Below are 1,591 nucleotides of genomic sequence, written 5' to 3' on the forward strand. Positions count from 1 at the left end.
GGACGAAGCCAACAGATTTAACCGTCTTGGATAGGTTAACTGACGCTGTCCGCTAAGGTATGCACAATGTCGGCGCGGCTAACGATGCCAACGACGCTTGCGCCATCAATAATCGGCACGCGCTTGATATGATGCTTGACAAGCAGTCCCGCTAAATCATGCGTCGTCGTATCCGGTGTCGCCGTGACAACGGCTTTTGTCATGACATCCTTTGCAGTATGCCAGTCTTGCGCAATATATTGTAGATATTCGGGTGCCAGTCTCTCACCTTCGGCAAGTAACTCCAGCCACCACTCCCGGCGGTTATTGGAATTGGCGAGAAAGGGTTTCATCAGATCGCCTTCACTGACCATGCCGAGCAATTGCCCCTGCACATCAATGACAGGTATGGCGCTGATTCCATGTTTAGCGAGAAGAGTCGCAATGTCGGACACGGCCGTATTGGGGCCTGTCGAGATGACGCTGCGTGTCATGATGTCTGCGGCGGTCGCGATCATGGTTGTAACTCCTTTTCCGAGAGCCGGACGCTACAGTTGATGCTCATCACCGGCCTTGACTTTGATCAACTGCGCCGCATCGGCCGCCCGGATCCAGTTACGCACGGTCGATACGTCCATTCCTCCTGACTCCGGTCAAAGCGGAAAATTCGCCCTTCATATAACAGCGAAGATGATTTGTGCCCACGGGTCAGCCGTTGCATCTCGATATTACGACTATGATGTTTCAAAAATCATCTCGCGTCATATAAGGAAGAAATTCTATATTCCAATTTTTTTACTTTCAGGGCTACCAGCCATTGACGAGGCACATAGCATTTCCACCATTTTCAGGAGAGCATCGAAGCTCATAGGCTTTCCGATCGTTGGTCGATCACAAAACTCGGGTGGGAGATAACCGGCTCCGTCTCCGCTCATGAAAGCAAAGGGAAGATTCTGTGCGACGAGAGACGCCGCCAATGAATAACTGGTACCATCTGTCAAGTGAATATCGAGCAGCGCCGCGTCAAGCTGTGATGACGCCACTAGCTTTGCCGCATCCACGCACGTCGCAACGGGACCGACAACATCGTAGCCAGTTTCTTTTAGTACGTCGCAAAGAAGATGCGCTATGCTGGCCATGTCCTCCGCGATTAGAATGCGAAGAGGTGTAGATTTTGATATCGACTTATTCTTTTTTGGCATGAGAGGAGAAAACCTGTCGCTAGTGTTGCTTAAGCTTTTCTTAGAACCTACAACTCAAGCGACTTTCATCACGGCTTGAAGCCTTTTCTGACGATCCCATTTTGCGCAACGCTCTGCCATTTTCCGCGCCGCATGCTTCGCTGTTTCAATGTCGGATACCGTACCCGACCCTAATATCCTTCCTGAACGGCTCGACACAATAAACCGCCCATAAAGATTATCTTTTGTCCTTTTAACTTTCATTGTAATTTCGGAGATCTCCGCAACCAAGGTATCGTCTTTACCAGAACACCAGTACAGTTTTTCCATTGTTCGATCCTCACACTGACTGCCCGAAATCAAATATCTATTGGCCGAATATGTTAGTAATCGGCCGCCCTATGAAGGGAAACTAGCGGATTTCCTCTAGC

3 protein-coding genes are annotated in these 1,591 nt (G+C 49.7%); all 3 read right to left on the reverse strand.

Annotation, left to right across the window (positions count from 1 at the left end):
* Positions 1 to 35: 35 nt before the first annotated feature.
* Positions 36 to 497: a CBS domain-containing protein gene (locus tag MXAZACID_RS17205; protein WP_008495835.1), complete on the reverse strand. Its 462-nt coding sequence runs from the start codon at positions 495 to 497 to the stop codon at positions 36 to 38.
* Positions 498 to 758: 261 nt separating this feature from the next.
* The gene (locus tag MXAZACID_RS18530) at positions 759 to 1,181 is read right to left on the reverse strand and encodes a response regulator (RefSeq protein ID WP_008495836.1); all 423 of its coding nucleotides are present in this window, start codon (positions 1,179 to 1,181) and stop codon (positions 759 to 761) included.
* Positions 1,182 to 1,235: 54 nt separating this feature from the next.
* Entirely contained in the window at positions 1,236 to 1,490 is a 255-nt protein-coding gene (locus MXAZACID_RS18995) for a hypothetical protein (RefSeq protein WP_144052892.1), read from the reverse strand.
* Positions 1,491 to 1,591 lie beyond the last annotated feature (101 nt).

Source organism: Acidocella sp. MX-AZ02, assembly GCF_000306035.1.
GTDB classification, from domain to species: Bacteria; Pseudomonadota; Alphaproteobacteria; order Acetobacterales; family Acetobacteraceae; genus Acidocella; species Acidocella facilis.